The sequence below is a fragment of the Pseudomonas sp. GXZC genome, assembly GCF_026967615.1.
Classification (GTDB): domain Bacteria; phylum Pseudomonadota; class Gammaproteobacteria; order Pseudomonadales; family Pseudomonadaceae; genus Aquipseudomonas; species Aquipseudomonas azotoformans_A.
Genome location: NZ_CP114115.1, coordinates 1,896,264 through 1,911,819, shown reverse-complemented (window position 1 = coordinate 1,911,819; position 15,556 = coordinate 1,896,264). Strand labels below are relative to the sequence as shown.

Annotated in this window: 17 protein-coding genes; 7 read left to right on the top strand and 10 right to left on the bottom strand. The window is 60.7% G+C overall.

The annotated features are described in order from the left end of the window. Positions 1–36 precede the first annotated feature (36 nt). The 5 genes from OZ428_RS09130 to OZ428_RS09110 all read right to left on the bottom strand — a co-directional run bounded on the left by OZ428_RS09130 (position 37) and on the right by OZ428_RS09110 (position 4,882). Entirely contained in the window at positions 37–1,359 is a 1,323-nt protein-coding gene (locus OZ428_RS09130) for an MFS transporter (protein ID WP_033902628.1), read from the bottom strand. 73 nt (positions 1,360–1,432) lie between these two features. After that, a complete protein-coding gene (locus OZ428_RS09125) occupies positions 1,433–2,311 on the bottom strand; it encodes an SMP-30/gluconolactonase/LRE family protein (protein ID WP_269133162.1) in 879 nt (292 codons plus the stop codon). Positions 2,312–2,374: 63 nt separating this feature from the next. Further along, positions 2,375–3,307 carry a 3-keto-5-aminohexanoate cleavage protein gene (locus OZ428_RS09120; protein WP_269133161.1) on the bottom strand — a complete coding sequence of 311 codons (933 nt, stop codon included), beginning with the start codon at positions 3,305–3,307 and terminating at the stop codon, positions 2,375–2,377. A 67-nt stretch (positions 3,308–3,374) separates the two neighbouring features. After that, a complete protein-coding gene (locus tag OZ428_RS09115; RefSeq protein WP_269133160.1) occupies positions 3,375–4,163 on the bottom strand; it encodes an SDR family oxidoreductase in 789 nt (262 codons plus the stop codon). Then, positions 4,160–4,882 carry a GntR family transcriptional regulator gene (locus OZ428_RS09110; RefSeq protein WP_016975198.1) on the bottom strand — a complete coding sequence of 241 codons (723 nt, stop codon included), beginning with the start codon at positions 4,880–4,882 and terminating at the stop codon, positions 4,160–4,162. The genes OZ428_RS09115 and OZ428_RS09110 overlap by 4 nt, the downstream gene beginning before the upstream one ends. 250 nt (positions 4,883–5,132) lie before the next feature. Between OZ428_RS09110 and OZ428_RS09105 the strand changes: the two genes are divergently transcribed. Next, complete coding sequence (locus tag OZ428_RS09105; protein ID WP_133074311.1) at positions 5,133–5,573, top strand: hypothetical protein; 441 nt, start codon at positions 5,133–5,135, stop codon at positions 5,571–5,573. Between the two features lie 84 nt (positions 5,574–5,657). Here OZ428_RS09105 and OZ428_RS09100 read toward each other — a convergent pair whose 3' ends face one another. Beyond that, positions 5,658–5,801 (bottom strand): hypothetical protein, encoded by a 144-nt coding sequence (locus tag OZ428_RS09100; RefSeq protein WP_269133159.1) that lies wholly within the window; start codon positions 5,799–5,801, stop codon positions 5,658–5,660. 197 nt (positions 5,802–5,998) lie between these two features. Between OZ428_RS09100 and OZ428_RS09095 the strand changes: the two genes are divergently transcribed. Then, positions 5,999–7,303, top strand: a complete 1,305-nt coding sequence (locus OZ428_RS09095; protein ID WP_016975196.1) for an MFS transporter — start codon at positions 5,999–6,001, stop codon at positions 7,301–7,303. After that, entirely contained in the window at positions 7,303–8,061 is a 759-nt protein-coding gene (locus OZ428_RS09090) for a substrate-binding domain-containing protein (protein ID WP_033902631.1), read from the top strand. The genes OZ428_RS09095 and OZ428_RS09090 overlap by 1 nt, the downstream gene beginning before the upstream one ends. On the opposite strand, the gene OZ428_RS09085 is transcribed toward OZ428_RS09090, so the two are convergent. Further along, entirely contained in the window at positions 8,053–8,955 is a 903-nt protein-coding gene (locus OZ428_RS09085; protein ID WP_095017547.1) for a LysR family transcriptional regulator, read from the bottom strand. The two genes, OZ428_RS09090 and OZ428_RS09085, sit on opposite strands and share 9 nt — an antisense overlap. A gap of 207 nt (positions 8,956–9,162) precedes the next feature. On the opposite strand from OZ428_RS09085, the gene OZ428_RS09080 reads away from it, so the two are divergent. Genes OZ428_RS09080 through OZ428_RS09070 form a run of 3 tightly spaced genes read left to right on the top strand, consistent with a single transcriptional unit; the run spans position 9,163 to position 10,798 of the window. After that, positions 9,163–9,567: a ribbon-helix-helix domain-containing protein gene (locus tag OZ428_RS09080; RefSeq protein ID WP_269133158.1), complete on the top strand. Its 405-nt coding sequence runs from the start codon at positions 9,163–9,165 to the stop codon at positions 9,565–9,567. Next, a complete protein-coding gene (locus tag OZ428_RS09075; RefSeq protein WP_133074315.1) occupies positions 9,564–9,881 on the top strand; it encodes a type II toxin-antitoxin system RelE/ParE family toxin in 318 nt (105 codons plus the stop codon). Before OZ428_RS09080 ends, OZ428_RS09075 begins: the two co-directional genes overlap by 4 nt. Positions 9,882–9,904: 23 nt before the next feature. Continuing rightward, positions 9,905–10,798: a hypothetical protein gene (locus OZ428_RS09070; protein ID WP_269133157.1), complete on the top strand. Its 894-nt coding sequence runs from the start codon at positions 9,905–9,907 to the stop codon at positions 10,796–10,798. Positions 10,799–10,844: 46 nt separating this feature from the next. On the opposite strand, the gene OZ428_RS09065 is transcribed toward OZ428_RS09070, so the two are convergent. The 3 genes from OZ428_RS09065 to OZ428_RS09055 are packed head-to-tail and all read right to left on the bottom strand — an operon-like array spanning position 10,845 to position 14,448. Then, positions 10,845–11,873: a histone deacetylase family protein gene (locus OZ428_RS09065; RefSeq protein ID WP_269133156.1), complete on the bottom strand. Its 1,029-nt coding sequence runs from the start codon at positions 11,871–11,873 to the stop codon at positions 10,845–10,847. Positions 11,874–11,885: 12 nt separating this feature from the next. Beyond that, positions 11,886–13,115, bottom strand: coding sequence for a Zn-dependent hydrolase (locus OZ428_RS09060; RefSeq protein WP_133074317.1), 1,230 nt, complete (start codon positions 13,113–13,115; stop codon positions 11,886–11,888). Between the two features lie 13 nt (positions 13,116–13,128). Beyond that, complete coding sequence (locus OZ428_RS09055; protein ID WP_016975188.1) at positions 13,129–14,448, bottom strand: MFS transporter; 1,320 nt, start codon at positions 14,446–14,448, stop codon at positions 13,129–13,131. Between the two features lie 158 nt (positions 14,449–14,606). Between OZ428_RS09055 and OZ428_RS09050 the strand changes: the two genes are divergently transcribed. Then, entirely contained in the window at positions 14,607–15,545 is a 939-nt protein-coding gene (locus OZ428_RS09050) for a LysR family transcriptional regulator (RefSeq protein WP_033902641.1), read from the top strand. Positions 15,546–15,556: the final 11 nt, after the last annotated feature.

Below are 15,556 nucleotides of genomic sequence, written 5' to 3'. Positions count from 1 at the left end.
CCCGCCAGCCGGGCTGGGGGGCGCATCGGTGTTGTTCTAGGAGTCGAGTTGCATAGCCAACGCCTGGGGGCGATGGGAAAACAGTTGCAGCAACGCGCCGCCCAGGGCGCAGCCGGCCATCACGAAGAAACACACGGTGTAGCCGTGCAGCGTGGTCCAGCCGCCGCCCATGGCGATCAGGCTGCCCATCAGCACCGGCGCCAGGCCGCCACCGATGAACATCGCGGTGGTGATGATGCCGTTGGCGGTCGACGTCGCCGACGGTTCGGCCGAGTCGCAGGCCACGGCGTAATAGATCGGCCATACCGCGTTGGCCACCAGGCCGAACAGCAGTTGCACGACGACGATCAGCGTCAGGGTGTTGGCGAAGTAGAACGCGCCGACACTCGCCGCCATCCACACGCCGCAGATGATCAGGGTGGTGCGTCGGCCGATGATGTCCGACAGCGACGGCCACACCAGTTGCCCGAGGATGCCGGTGAGGGTGAACACCACGCTCATCCCCGCCGACTCGGCCAGGGACAATCCGGCGATGTTGTAGAGGTAGGCCGGCAGCACGATGTTGACGCCCATGTACACCACTTGGGTCAGCATCGTATTGCCCGCCGTGAGGGCGATGTTGCGGTTGCGCAAGGTGGCGACAAAGGTGCGCCAGGCTTCGCCTTTTACCGAGCTGGCCGGGGCATTGTCGGGCGGGGTCATGCCTTTGGCGGCGATGTCGACGTACAACGCAGTGATGCGCTCGGCCGTGGAATAACGCGCCCAGAAAATCATCAGCGGCAGCGCCACCACGAAGGCAAAGAAGAACACATAGCGCCAGTTGTCCTCACCAAACACGGTGATGACAAAACTCGCGACGATACCGCTGAGCATCGCGCCAATCGGGTAACCCGTATGGTGCGCACCCAGGGCAAAACCGCGACGCTCAACCGGCCACCATTCGGCGGTGTTGCTCACGCCCACCGGCTCGCCCCAGCCAGCGCCGAGGTTGACGCCGACGCGTAGGGCAATGAAGGTGGCGAGGTTGCCGCTCAACGCCTTGAAGCCGGACAGAAACGAGATCGCGGTGTAGCCCAGCACCAGCGGCACCTGGAAGCGCGCACGTTTCCAGCCGCCGCCGTAACGGTCGCTCCACATCGAACCGGGGATATCCAGCAGCGCCAGGGCCAGCATCACCACCGTGGCCACGGTGCCCCATTGGTCGGCGGATAAGTCGAAATGCTTGGAAATGGTCGGCCCCAGGCGCAGCACGATCTCACGGTCGTAGGCGTTGAGGATCCAGATCATCCAGCAGACCAGCAGCGACACCCAGGAATGCCGGTGAATACTGCGCAGCGACGCTTTTTTAATAGTTGCCATTGGCCTCTCCAGGCGCGCGAGGGCGCGCACTGACACAAGGTTGCGAAGGAATATGCCTTGTCACACACACGCGCTAGCTGGCGAACCGTCGCTCGGCTATTCCTTGCACGCCCAACCCAGTAATGGCGAACAGCGCTCCGCGCTGCTGGCCGTCTGCCGGAAAACGCGGCAGCGGCGGCTTGGCCATGGAGGTCACAAACAGGGTGTCCAGGTTCGGCCCGCCAAAGGTCAGGCTGGTAACCTTTTTCACCGGCATCTGAATGATGCGATCGACGTGGCCGTCGGGGGTGTAGCGCACCAGTTTCCCGGCGTAGACCAGCGCCTGCCACAGGCAGCCTTCGGCATCCACGGTGCAACCATCGGCGGCGCCCCCGTCGGAGGTGTCGACCTTGGCGAAGGTGCGACGGTTGCTGACGTTGCCGGTGGCCGAGTCATAGTCGTAGGCCCAGATCTCGCCGGACCAGGTGTCGCAGAAGTAGAAGGTGTCACCCGATGGGCTCCAGCACGGGCCGTTGGACACGATGATGCCTTCGTCCAGGGTGTGCAGGCTCAGGTCAGCGTCCAGGCGGTAAAGCTTGGCGCTGGCGCTGTCTTCCAACGTGTCCATGGAGCCGAAGATAAAACGGCCTTGGCGGTCGATCTTGCCGTCATTGAGGCGGTTGTTGGGCAGGTGCGGTTCCGGATCAGCGACAAGGTCAAGTTCGCCCCTGTTGAGGTCGAGGGTGTGCACGCCGTTTTGCAGGGCGACGATGGCCGACTCGCCGTCACGGCGCAGGGCCATGGAGCCGATTTTCTGGCCCACGTCCCAGGCCCGCAGTTCGCGGCCGTCGTCGGTGCAGCGCAGGATGCGGCCGTCAGCGCTGTCGATCCAATACAAGCGTTGTTGCTCGACGTCCCACACCGGGCCTTCGCCCAGGGTGGTCTTGACGTCGACGAGCACTTCGATACGCATGGTGATCCCCTTATTGTTGTTGTGCGGGATGCAAGCCGCGCCTTGACGCGGCGGTTTGTTGGGTTAGAAGTTGACCTGATCGCGCCCCTTGAGCCCGAGGATTTCCCGCGCTTCATCCGGCGTGGCGACGCGGTGGCCGAGGGCTTCGATCACGGTACGAATACGCCGGACCTGATCGGCATTCGACGCCGCCAGTTTGCCCGGTCCATCCCACAGCGAATCCTCAAGCCCCACGCGCGCATTGCTGCCCATGGACAGGCCCATGGTCGCCAGCGGAATCTGCCCACGCCCGGCGCCGAGGATCGACCACACGTAGTCGTCGCCAAACAGACGGTCGGCGGTACGGCGCATGTGAGCCAAATCTTCCGGATGCCCGCCGATGCCGCCACGCAAGCCGAACACCGACTGAATAAACAACGGCGGCTTGAGCAGGCCGCGCTCCAAGAAATGCGCGGCGGTGTAGAGGTGGCCGATGTCGTAACACTCGATCTCAAAACGCGTACGGTTTTCGGCGCAGGAATTGAGGATGTGAGTGATGTCGCGGAAGGTGTTGCGGAAGATCCGGTCGTCACTTTCTTCCAGGTACGGCCGCTCCCAGTCGTGCTTGAAATCGGTGAAGCGGTTGAGCATTTCGTACAGGCCGAAGTTCATCGAGCCCATGTTCAGCGAAGCCAGTTCCGGCTTGAACTGCATCACCGGTTGCAGGCGTTCTTCGACGCCCATGGTCGGTGCGCCGCCGGTGGTGATGTTGATCACCACGTCGCTGGCGTCCTTGATCTGCGGCAGGAATTCGGCGAACAGCGCCGGGTCCTGGCTGGGGCGGCCGTCGTTGGGGTCACGGGCATGCAGGTGCACAATCGCGGCGCCGGCTTCGGCCGCACCGATGGCGGCGTCGGCAATTTCCTGGGCGGTGATCGGCAAATGCGGTGACATCGACGGCGTATGAATCGCACCGGTAACGGCGCACGTGATGATGACAGGACGATTTTTGGACATGACGAATCTCCGACTTTTATTCTTATGAAAAAAATCCTGGGTGCAGCGCGATGTGTTCTTCCGTGGCTTACAGGTACTCGACGTTACCGTCGACGCTGATCGCCTGGCCGGTCACGTTGCGTGCGGCGGGCGAGCAGAGGAACAACGCCATGGCGGCCACGTCTTCGGCGGTGACCATGCGCTTGAGGGAAATCTTGTTGAGGTATTCCTGGCGCATCTCGGCTTCGGGCACGCCAACCTGTTCGGCACGGGCGCGGATCACGCCGTCCATGCGCGGGCCTTCGACGATGCCGGGCAGCAAGGCGTTGACGCGGATATCACTCTCGCCCAACTCCGAGGCCAGGGATTTCATCAAGCCGACGATCGCCCATTTGGTCGCCGCATAGGGCGTGCGCCACGCGTAACCCAAGCGCCCCGCCACCGAGGCGATATGCAGCAAATGGCCGTGGGACGATTCCTTGAGCATCGGCACCGCGTGGTGGGCAAAGCGGTATTGTGCGGTGAGGTTGATATTGATGGTGGCTTGCCACTCGGCGTCGCTGATCGCATCGATCCCGCCGGTAGGCCCGGCGATCCCGGCATTGTTGACCAGCACATCGAGGCCGCCGAACTGCTCGCGCTGCACCTGGAACACCGCCTCGATCTGCGCGGCATCGCTGACATCCGCGCGGGTGGCGACGCTGCCTGGATATTTGTCGCGAAACACGGCCAGGGCCGGCTCACTCACATCACACACATGCACCTGCGCACCGGCTTCCAGATACGCCGCTGCCAGCACTTCACCAATGCCGGCAGCCCCGCCGGAAATCAACACACGTAACCCAGGATAGGGCTGCAGCCGTTGTAGGACACTCATGCACGTTTACCTCCTGAAGCAGACGACCGCGAACGGTCGTTCTTGACGAGCAGACGCGCCAGGGAATCGGCGGCCTGCATGATGTCATCGGTCACCGCCGCGCGTGCGCCGGCGCCATCGCGGGCGGCCAGGGCTTCGACGATGCGCGTGTGCGCCTCCATCGAGCGTTGCAGGTGAGCTTTATCCGGGGCGACCAGTGCAAAGCACGGGCCCATGTGCAGCCAGAAGTTTTCCACCGCAGCCATGGTCAACTCGGCCTGCGCCACGGCGTAGATGCGCCGGTGAAACGCAAAGTTGGTCCACAGATAGCGCGATACGTCGACTTCATCAGCGGCGTGTTGCATCTGCTGGCAAAGGTCGGTGATTTCGTCTAGGTCGGCTTTTTGCAGGAGCAGCACCGCCTTTTCGGCGAGCAAACCTTCGAGGGCGACCCGCGCATCACGGATTTCGCGCAAGCGTTCGACCGTCATCAGGCGCACACGCAGACGGGAGGTTTCGGTGACTTCAAAGGCGTTTTCGGCGCTGAGGCGTTGCAGCGCTTCGCGCACTGGCATCGGGCTGGAACCGAGCGCTTCGGCGAGACCGCGGATGGTGAGTTTCTGGCCAGGCTGGAAACGGCCACTCATCAAGGCTTCGCGGATCTGGCGGTAGACCTGGTCTTGCAAGGTATCGCGGGACACCTGGCGCAGGGTGGGCAGGAGGAGCGGACCATCTGTCATGAGGCAAAACCTGTGTTGTCGTTCTTATGGCCTCAATATGTGATCACAAATCAAATATGTCAAATAGTTTCCTTTTTAAGCGCATTGAAGGGTTCGTGACGCATTCAATGACTCTCGAGCCTTTGGTCCAGAAACGAAGGCTGAAACGATTTACTGTCGAAATCGACAGTAGTTTTGCCCCACAGACTCGATAACGTACAAAGCCGCATCACCTAAAAAATCAGTTCTGACCTGGTACGAGGACATGAAAATGAGCAGCTCAACCACCGCACCAACAACCGGATATTTACGCGCAACGCTTGGAGGTACGCCTTGGACAGCGGCCTCTGTGGTGTTTATTTCCAGTGGCCCTAGCTTTCAAGTGGGCGGCCCGGAAGGTGGGATCATCCACGAGGGTGTGTTTTTCACTTTTCCATCTACCATCCAGCCAGGCGAGTACCAGATGAATGCAGCCACTCAATGTGGTGGCTGGTACAACCCCGGGCAAAACGCAAGTAGCTGGCTGCCGAACACCACAGACGTTAACAACAAGGTCACGGTGCGCAGCGTTTCCGTAGCAACGTCCGAGATCGAAATAAGTTTCGATTTTGAGGTGATTGAGCGCTTTGCCCCTAACCGCCGGTTGAAAATCGTAGGCGATGCAAAATTTGGAGGCGCTTCCGCAAGCACAGCGGTGTACAAACAACCTTAATCAGTATTCTGTAAATGGCAGCGGTGAGAGACCTACTCACCGCTGCAAAGCTGTTCGTACGCTAAACATTGCGCACTTCAGTCTTCAGGGCGTGAGCGGGCGCTCCTGATCCCGCTCGGAAAGCTCCGTGCCGTCGTCCGGATGTTTCCAGGTCTGTGGTTTCTCTTCCTCTCGCCGCCGGGGTTGTTCACGCTCCGGCTCACCGTGCTTCTGCTGTTCATTCCCCATCACCGCCTCCCATCCGTATGAATTGGTTACACCTTCAAGCATAGAACAGCACAGAATCTTTGGTGGCCACACCGATTGATAGCCAATACACATCAATCTATCCAAATTTGTCACTTATCATTTCTAAATGTGTCAGCCACTATTCTCGGTCTTAGGCGAAACAAGCACTTTAAAAAGAACGCTGGAGACACAAAACCATGACTAGCCCTACCCGACCCGACTCTGCCCGCTCGAAAGTGGGCGCGGTTTTCCGCGTGACTTCGGGCAACTTCCTCGAACAGTTCGACTTCTTCCTGTTCGGTTTTTACGCCACCTACATCGCTGCCGCGTTCTTCCCTGCCGCTAATGAGTTTGCGTCATTAATGATGACCTTCGCCGTGTTCGGCGCAGGCTTCCTGATGCGTCCATTGGGCGCGATCATCCTGGGTGCCTACATTGATGACGTCGGTCGCCGCAAAGGACTGATCGTGACTCTGTCGATCATGGCCAGCGGCACGCTGCTGATCGTGCTGGTGCCGGGTTATCACACCATCGGCCTGTGGGCACCGCTGCTGGTGCTGCTTGGCCGTCTGTTGCAAGGTTTCTCGGCCGGCGCGGAACTGGGCGGCGTGTCGGTGTACCTGTCCGAAATGGCCACGCCCGGTCGCAAAGGCTTCTACACCAGCTGGCAGTCGGGCAGCCAACAGATCTCCATCGTGGTCGCCGCCGCACTGGGTTATGGCCTGAACGTGTGGATGGAACCTGCCGTGGTGGCCGATTGGGGCTGGCGCATTCCGTTCGCCATCGGCTGTGTGATCATCCCGTTCATCTTCATCCTGCGTCGCAACCTGCAGGAAACCGAGGAGTTCGCCAACCGCAAACATCGCCCGACCATGCGTGAAGTGCTGGCGACCCTGGTGAAGAACTGGACCGTAGTCATCGGCGGCATGCTGATGGTGGCCATGACCACTACCGCGTTCTACCTGATCACCGTGTATGCACCGACCTTCGGCAAGACCGTGCTGCAATTGAGCACCTCCGACGCGCTGTTGGTGACCCTGCTGGTGGCGGTGTCGAACTTTGTCTGGCTGCCGATCGGCGGCACCCTGAGCGACCGTTTCGGCCGCAAGCCGGTGCTGATCGCCATGACCGTGCTGACGGTTCTCACGGCTTATCCAGCACTGTCCTACGTGGTAAATGCCCCAAGCTTCGCCCACATGCTGGAAACCCTGCTGTGGTTCTCCTTCCTCTACGGCATGTATAACGGCGCCATGATCCCGGCCCTGACCGAAATCATGCCGGTGGAAGTGCGTGTGGCAGGTTTCTCCCTGGCCTACAGCCTGGCGACTGCGATTTTCGGCGGCTTCACCCCGGCGATCTCCACCTGGTTCATCCACATCACCGAAGACAAGGCCTCGCCGGCCTACTGGATGATGTTCGCCGCCGCCTGCGCATTGTGTTCAACCCTGGCGCTGTATCGTCGCGCCAATACCCGTGGCCAGGTGATGCAGGAGGCGGCGTGATGAAGCCGTTGCTCAAGACCCTGACGGCCCTGGCCCTCGGCGCCCTGGCGCTGTCGGCCCAGGCCGAACAGCTCAAGGTGATGACGTCGGGTGGTTTCACCGCCGCGTATAAGTTGCTTGGCCCGCAGTACGCCAAGCAAAGCGGTGACAGCCTCGACACCATTCTGGGCCCGTCCATGGGCAAGGCGCCGGAAGCGATTCCCAACCGGCTCGCCCGTGGCGAACACGCCGACGTGGTGATCATGGTCGGCTACGCCCTGGATGACCTGATCAAGCAAGGCAAGGTCGACCCGGCTTCCCGTGTAGAACTGGCGGACTCGCGCATCGGCCTGGTGGTGAAGGCCGGCGCGGTCAAACCTGCAATCGGTACGGATGCCGAATTGAAAGCCGCGCTGAGCAAGGCCAAATCCGTGGCGTACTCGGACAGCGCCAGCGGTGTGTATGTCGAGAAGGAGCTGTTCAAGAAGCTCGGCATGCCAGCCAAAGGTACCATGATCGAACGCCTGCCAGTGGCCGAACAGGTCGCCAAGGGTGACTACGAAGTGGGCCTGCAGCAGGTCGCGGAATTGCTGCCGGTGGCGGGTGTGACCTACGTCGGAAAGATCCCGGAAGACGTGCAATCGGTGACGCGGTTCGCCGCCGGTATCCCGGTGAATGCCGAACACCCTGAGCAGGCCAAGGCCTTGTTGCAATACCTGGCGTCGCCCCAGGCGCAACCGGTGGTGCAAGCCACCGGCCTGGACTCGGTGTCACGCTGACCGAAACGGCATCTCCCGCACCAACCGCTCCAACTCCAGCGCCGCTGGCGGCAAGGTCCGCCCGCGGCGTTTTATCAGGCCCACATTGCGCATCACCTGCGGCTCCACCAGCGGCACACTCACCAGGATCGGATGCTCGCCGGCCGGCATCGCAATCGACGGCACCATCGCCACCCCCAACCCTGCCTCCACCAGCCCGATCATCGTCGTGACGTGGTGCGTCTCGCAGATACTCGGCTTTTTCACCCGCACGCCGCGCAACGCCTGATCGAGCAGGAAGCGGTTGCCGGAGGTCTTGTCCACGGTGATGTAGTCGTGTTCGTAGGCCTCGGACCAGGTCACGCTGTCACGCTGGGCCAGGGGATGATCGCGGCGACAGGCCAGCACATAACGCTCCTGCAGCAACAGTTCGAACTCCACTTCATCGGCCAGGCTGCCGCTGAAACTCACGCCGAAATCCGCCTCGCCACTTTCTACGGCATTGCACACTTCACCGGCGCTGGCATCCAGCACCCGCAGGCGAATTTTCGGATACAACTTGTGGAATTCAGAGATCACGTGGGGCATGAAGTAGTACGCAGTGGACGGCACGCAGGCGATGGTGACATTGCCCATGCGTGTGGACGCGACATTGCTGATGCCCATGAGCGCGACATCGAGATCGTCGAGCATGCGCTCGACCTGCGGCAGGAATGCGCGGCCGACCATGGTCAGGCTGACGCGCCGCGTGGTGCGTTCGAACAGCTTCACATCCAGGGCGGTCTCAAGCTTTTCGATACGCCGGCTGAGGGCCGGCTGCGAGATCCGGATAGCTTCGGCGGCACCGCGAAAACTGCCCTTGTCTACCACGGCGCGAAAGGCTTGGAGGTCGTTGAGGTCGAAGTTGATGATCACGGGAGTGCCAATGTGGTCGAGGTGGCAGGCATTATCGTATGGGAGCCGATGGCGCGCCATGCTTGCCGGGACCGGCTTGTCGTAGTAACCCTGCTACAAATATGAAGTCATACATATCAGTGGGTTATTGGGTTTTTTGCGGCCACGCAATCGTCGAAATGGGTCAATACTTGCGGCCTGACCTTCACAACGGGAGATATAGCACGCATGGAAACCCATTACTTCTGGACAGACGACGAGATGCTGGATATCGGCATCGATCAGTTGCTTCTTGCATCACGCCAGTGGTCAAGTAGGATTGAATCCTACTCTCCTTCGGCGGACTTCCACATGCGCTCAACTCAGCAAATGAGCATTACCTTGCCCATCGAAATGGCAGCCCTGGTCAAAGCCAAGGTCGCGGCCGGTGAGTATGCATCCGAAAGTGAAGTGATCCGCGACGGCCTGAGGGTCTTGCTGGCACGTGATCGCGCCATGGAAGACTGGCTGCGGGACGAGGTGATCCCCGCTGCGGCAGCCCTCAAGGCCGAGCCCGAGCGCGCGCTGTCCGTCGAACAGGTTCGAGAACACATGGCAGCCAAGCGTCAGCGAAAAGGCACCGGGAAAGCGTGAGTTACGCGGTAGCCTTTTCGCCTGAAGCCTTGGCGCAACTCGACGCCCTTGAAGACTACATCAGTGATGCCAGTTCCCCAGTTATAGCTGCACGCTTTATCGACAGCCTCATCCGCTACTGCGAAGGCCTTTGCCTGTTTCCCTTGCGCGGCACCCGCCGTGATGACCTGCTCAAAGACTTGCGCATCACTCACTATCGGCGCACCACCGTTATCGCATTCATGGTGGACTCCGATACTGAAACGGTCTCGATCCTGGGGCTTTTTTACGGCGGGCAGGACTACACGGCATTGTTGCAGGGCGATGGGGAGTAATCCCTGACCAACAAGAGTGATCAATGAACAAGACAGATGGAAGAATGAGCAGCGCTGCGTACCGAGCACTCAAGCCGGGCCTCTGGGTAATCGGCCTGCTGTGCTCCGCCACCCTGGGCTTTTTCGCCTGGCAAAGCTTCTACCCTGTCAGCGCAGCCCGCGGCTGGAGCGTGCAGGTGCTGCATCGCGATGTGCCCAAGGCCGCTTCGTTGATGCCCTTGGCGGATGGGTCGTTGATGGTCAGCCAGGAACTTGATGACGCCAAGGGCAGCATTGTGCGCATCCTCAAGGACGGCACCCGTGAAGTGGTGGTGGGCAGTCTGTCCAAACCCGATGGTTTGTTCGCCACCCGCGGTGGTTGGGTATTCAGCCAGGAGTCCACTGACCTGCCCGTGAGTTTTCTCAAGGACGGTGTCGTCACCGAACTGTTCAGAGGCGAAAGCGTGCAGGGTCTGTGGGATGACGGTGACTACCTCTATGCCATCGAGGACCGCAAGCCTTTCGGGCGACTGTTGCGTTATCGCTGGAGCGATCAGTCACTGACCGTATTGCGTGATCAGCTTCAGGAAGGCGAGTCCATCGTGCGTTGCACCGATGGGCGCATGCTCTACACCGAGAAGAAAAAAGGTGTGGTACGAGAACTGACAGAAGACGGCAATGATCCGGTAGTACTGACTGGCTTGAACAAACCGACGTTTTTGATGTGCGATGAGCGCGGGCTGTGGGTCAATGAGGACTCCACGCATCGGGCGAGGTTGTTGCTGATAGACAAGCTGGGGCACCAGCGGACGATCTTATCGTTCCTGAAGGCGCCGCAGTCGATTGTGCCAACCGGTCGAGGGACCTATCTGCTGGCCGAGGGTGGGCGGGACCGAGTGTTGGAGCTGGTACCCGACACAGGTAAACCCTTACCGTAAACACCGCACCATCGCCTCATCCATGCGTTGAGGCGGTGGACACAGGTTAAAGCGGCCCCCAAACCTGCGGGCCATTAAAAAACGCCCGCGCATTGCTATCCAACGTCTCCAGGTGATACCCGCCCTCCTGCACGATCACGCACGGCAATCCCAACCCGCGAATGCACTCACCCAACCGCGCGAAACCCTCCCGTGTAACGGCGACTTTGCTCTGCGGGTCCAGCTCGTAGATATCGAAACCCAGTGACAGCACCAGCACATCTGCCGAGAAGCTTTTCACCGCCGCCAAGGCCAGTTCCAGTTTTTCGAAGAACACCGCCTCGCTGGCACCGTGGGGCATTGGCAGGTTGAGATTAAAGCCTTCACCTGCTGCGCTACCGCGCTCTTCGGCGAAGCCGGCAACGCCAGGGTAGAAGTTGGTGGGGTCACCGTGAATCGAGACGTAAAGCACGTCGTCACGGTCGTAGAAAATCTCCTGGATACCTTGGCCGTGGTGCATGTCGGTATCGAGTACGACGACGCGCTGGAAACCTTCCCGCAATGCCTGGGCAGCTACCGCAGCGTTGTTGATGTAACAGAATCCTCCTGCCGCATCGTAACGCGCATGGTGGCCCGGTGGACGACAGAGGGCGTAGGCGGCCGGTGCGCCATCAAGAATGTCCTGGGCGGCAGCCACGGCGCTCTGGGCCGACCAGTAGGCCGAGCGCCAGGTCAGTTCGCCGATCGGGCAACTGCCATCTGCGAGGTAACGCGCAGCCTGGGCAAGGATGCCGCGCAGGGCGTTGGGTTCGCGCACGAAGATATTGGACATGACTTCGTCGCCCCAGTCTTCGGGGATCTCCTTCCAGCGTTGGTGGGCTTCCTGCAGGAAAGCCAGGTAGGGCGCACCGTGTACGGCCAGCAAGGGATCGAGGCCGTAGTCCTGCGGCTGCTGGATGTCGAAACCCAAGGTTTGCGCGGCCAACAGCAGGTTACGGGCCCGCTCGGGAACCTCTTGCGGCGTACGCATCTGGCCACGGGAGTAGTAGCTGCGCGGATGATGCAAAAGTTGTTCGGGATGAAAAAACGTACGCATGAAGAAATCTCCTTACTGAACCTGGCCGGCGCGTTTCAACACGGCGTTGAGCAATACGTCGGTGCCCTGGCGCACGTCCTCGGGCAACACGTCTTCGGCTTCGTTGTGACTGAGGCCGCCGACACAAGGGATGAAGATCATCGCCGTCGGGCAATAGCGCGCCAGGTGGATGGCGTCGTGGCCGGCGCCGCTGACGATGCGTTGTTGGCTATAACCCAGGGCATCCACGGCGGTTTGCACGCAGGCGACGCAATCGGCGTCGAAAGGTGTAGCCGGGCTGATCCAGTGTGGGCTGACGGTCACGGACAATCCGCGTTGCTCGGCGATGGCCTGCAATTGTTGGCGCACCTGCTGTTCCATGGCATCGATATCGCCGTCGCGGTGATGACGCAAGTCGACGGTAAAGTTCAGCAGTCCAGGGATGGTGTTGCGCGACGATTTGGCGATGCTCAATTCACCCACGGTGGTCAGGCCTTCCGGGGCAAAATCCGCCGCCAGGTTCTCCAGCGCCTGGATCATCTGTGCGGCGCCATACAAGGCATCTTTACGCAGCGGCATCGGCGTAGTGCCAGCGTGGGCAGCCATGCCTTCGACGCGCACATCCAGCCAACGAATGGCCTGCCCGCCGGTGACCACACCGATGCTCTTGGCGTTGTCCTCAAGAATCGGGCCCTGCTCGATATGCGCTTCGAAATACGCATCCACCGCACCGCCCAAGGGGCGTGAGCCGTTGTAGCCGGTAGCACGCAAAGCCTCGGCCACACGGATGCCATCGACATCGGCGGTGGCCAGGGCCTTGTCCAGTGCCAGGGTGCCGGTGAATACCGCCGAACCGAGCATGGCTGGCGTAAAGCGGGCGCCCTCCTCGTTGGTCCATACCGCGATTTCCAGTGGTTTGCGTGTCTGGATCCCATGATCGTCAAGGCTACGGATCACCTCAAGACCCGCCAATACACCGTAGACACCGTCAAAACGCCCACCTTCGGGTTGGGTGTCGAGGTGGCTGCCCATCATCACTGGCGCCGCGTCGTTGTCCGTACCGGGACGACGGGCGAACAGGTTGCCGATGGCATCCACGCTCAGGGTCAGCCCGGCTGCCGTGCACCAGTGGCTGAGCAGTTCGCGACCGGCTTTGTCTTCGGCGCTCAAAGCCAGGCGGCAACTGCCGCCGCGTGCCGTGGCGCCAATCTCGGCCATGGCCATCAGGCTGGCCCACAGGCGCTCGCCATTGATCTTCAACATTACACAAACTCCATCAAACGCTATGGGCCATTTCATGACGGTGGGCGGTGGCATGCCGGCGCGACAACGCCAGCACACACACCAGCGAGACCGCCGCGATCAAGCTGTAAAACACTGCCATCGGCCACCATTGGCCTTGGTATTCGTGGGCCAGCCAGGTGCCGATCAACGGCGTAAGACCGCCCGCCAGCGCGCCGCAAACCTGGTAGGCCAGGGAGATCGCGGTGTAGCGCACACGGGTTTCAAACAGGCCGCTGACGAAGCCGGCGATCACGGCATAAAACGAGGCCATGCACACCACCGCCAAGGCGATGCCGAGGATGATCAAGGGTGCCTGGCCGCTGCTGACCAGCACAAACATGGGATAAGGCGAAGCCATGGCCAGCACCGTCATTGCGCACAGGAAACGCGTGGCACCGACCTTCTCCGCGACCCAGGCGGCCAGTGGCTGGACGCAGAACTGGATGATGGCGACGAAGAACAGGCACTCCAGAATCAACGAACGCGGTAGGCCCAATTGCTGAGTGCTGTAGGCAATCATGAAGGTGTTGGTGAAATACACACCGGCAATGCCCAAGGTGTTGGCACCGATACACAGCAGCAGCGGACGCCAGGCGGTTCGCAGCACTTCAATGACTGGGGCCTGGTCTTTCTTGATCGCCCGCGCTTTTTCCGCCAAGGCTTTGTCTTCAAGAAATTCCGGCGACTCATTCACGCCCAGACGAATCGCCAGGCCAACCACCAACAGCAACGCGCTGGCCAGGAACGGCAAGCGCCAGCCCCAACTCATTAACGCGTCTTCCGGCAGACGGGTGACCGCACTGAACGCGAGCAGCGACAGGATCAGCCCAGCCGGGCTGCCCAATTGCGCGAAGGAAGCAAAGAAGTTGCGCCGGCCTTTCGGCGCATGCTCGCCCGCCATCAATACCGCACCGCCCCACTCGCCGCCAACGGCAATACCCTGCACCACACGCAGCAGGATCAGTAGCACCGGCGCAGCCGCACCGATCTGCGCGTAGGTCGGCAGCAGGCCGATGCACACGGTGACCACACCCATCATCACCAGGGTAATCACCAAGGATTTCTTGCGGCCGATCCGGTCACCGATGTGCCCGAACACAATGCCGCCCAGCGGCCGCGCGAAGAAACCCACGGCAAAGGTACCGAACGCCGCCATGGTGCTGAAGAGTTTGTCTTCGGAGGGAAAAAACAGTTGGCCAAACACCAGCGCCGCGGCGGTGGCATAGATGTAAAAGTCGTACCACTCGATCATGGTGCCGATAAAAGCGGCGGCCGCAGCACGGCGAGGCTGGGGCGAAGCGGAAGGCTTCATGGGGCTGGCTCCTTTGGTTATTTTTTTGGCAGGAGAAAGGTCGAACGCATGCGCTCTGATGGCGCTTGTTGAGAGTGATTTATCGTCTTGGGGCTATGATTAGTCAATTTTCTATTTATTATTCCAATTATAAATCCTGCTTATTATCGAGCTGCGCCATGCCCGAAGCCCGCCGCGACATTCACCCCTTGCTCAACGACCGCCTGGACTGGAATCTGCTGCGCACCTTCCGTGTGATTGGCCAGGAGCTGAGCATCAGCCGAGCCGCCGCCCGCCTGCACCTGACCCAGCCGGCGATCAGTCAGGCGCTCAAGCGCCTGGAAGAACAGCTCGATTGCCAACTCATCGTCCGCCGTGGTCCGCGCTTTGTGTTGACGGAGGCCGGCGAGCAGATCTTCGCCATCGCCGGCGAGATGTACGGCCAGGTGTCGCAGATGAGCAATGCCCTGCAAAAACCGGGTGATGAAGTGATCGGCAAAGTGCGTTTGCTGATGATCAGCCGGATCAACTCGGACACATTCGATGAATTCCTGGCGGATTTTCATCGTGAACATCCTCGGGTCGACCTGGAAGTCGAGGTGATGCGTAGCTCGGACATCGTCGCCGCGCTCCTGGAAAAAACCGCGACCCTGGGATTGAGCCTTAACCGCCGACCGCAGCCCCGCTTGGAACAGCACCTGTTCCTGCGCCAGCGCTATGCGTTTTTTTGTGGCCGCCATCACCCGCTGTTCGGGCGCATTGGTTTGGCGGAGGGTGATCTGCAGTCGGAGAACTTCGTGAGCTTCACCAGTGACCAGATCGGCGGAATGCTCTCGCCATTGACGATTTTCCGCGACCAGCAGGGGTTCAGCGGGCGGATTGTGGCGTCGTCCTCAAGCCTGGAAGAAGTGCGGCGTCTGGTGATCGCCGGCTTTGGTCTTGGCTGCCTGCCGATCCATGTGGTGGCGGACGATGTGAAGAATGGACTGCTGTGGCGGCTACCGCCGGACGAGGGCATTACGGACGTGGACATCCATCTGCTGTGGAACCGGGAACAGAAGATGAGCCGGGCGGAAACGGTATTTATCGACAGTCTTTCTGAAAAACTCGCGCGATGAGCGAACCTGGC

Excerpts from the sequence above, each read along its gene's own strand:
- OZ428_RS09050 (WP_033902641.1), top strand. The coding sequence starts at position 14,607 with ATGCCCGAAGCCCGCCGCGACATTCACCCCTTGCTCAACGACCGCCTG.
- OZ428_RS09055 (WP_016975188.1), bottom strand. The coding sequence starts at position 14,448 with ATGAAGCCTTCCGCTTCGCCCCAGCCTCGCCGTGCTGCGGCCGCCGCT.
- OZ428_RS09115 (WP_269133160.1), bottom strand. The coding sequence starts at position 4,163 with ATGAGTGTCCTACAACGGCTGCAGCCCTATCCTGGGTTACGTGTGTTG.
- OZ428_RS09080 (WP_269133158.1), top strand. The coding sequence starts at position 9,163 with ATGGAAACCCATTACTTCTGGACAGACGACGAGATGCTGGATATCGGC.
- OZ428_RS09125 (WP_269133162.1), bottom strand. The coding sequence starts at position 2,311 with ATGCGTATCGAAGTGCTCGTCGACGTCAAGACCACCCTGGGCGAAGGC.
- OZ428_RS09105 (WP_133074311.1), top strand. The coding sequence starts at position 5,133 with ATGAGCAGCTCAACCACCGCACCAACAACCGGATATTTACGCGCAACG.
- OZ428_RS09060 (WP_133074317.1), bottom strand. The coding sequence starts at position 13,115 with ATGTTGAAGATCAATGGCGAGCGCCTGTGGGCCAGCCTGATGGCCATG.
- OZ428_RS09100 (WP_269133159.1), bottom strand. The coding sequence starts at position 5,801 with ATGGGGAATGAACAGCAGAAGCACGGTGAGCCGGAGCGTGAACAACCC.
- OZ428_RS09090 (WP_033902631.1), top strand. The coding sequence starts at position 7,303 with ATGAAGCCGTTGCTCAAGACCCTGACGGCCCTGGCCCTCGGCGCCCTG.
- OZ428_RS09130 (WP_033902628.1), bottom strand. The coding sequence starts at position 1,359 with ATGGCAACTATTAAAAAAGCGTCGCTGCGCAGTATTCACCGGCATTCC.
- OZ428_RS09065 (WP_269133156.1), bottom strand. The coding sequence starts at position 11,873 with ATGCGTACGTTTTTTCATCCCGAACAACTTTTGCATCATCCGCGCAGC.
- OZ428_RS09120 (WP_269133161.1), bottom strand. The coding sequence starts at position 3,307 with ATGTCCAAAAATCGTCCTGTCATCATCACGTGCGCCGTTACCGGTGCG.
- OZ428_RS09095 (WP_016975196.1), top strand. The coding sequence starts at position 5,999 with ATGACTAGCCCTACCCGACCCGACTCTGCCCGCTCGAAAGTGGGCGCG.
- OZ428_RS09070 (WP_269133157.1), top strand. The coding sequence starts at position 9,905 with ATGAACAAGACAGATGGAAGAATGAGCAGCGCTGCGTACCGAGCACTC.
- OZ428_RS09110 (WP_016975198.1), bottom strand. The coding sequence starts at position 4,882 with ATGACAGATGGTCCGCTCCTCCTGCCCACCCTGCGCCAGGTGTCCCGC.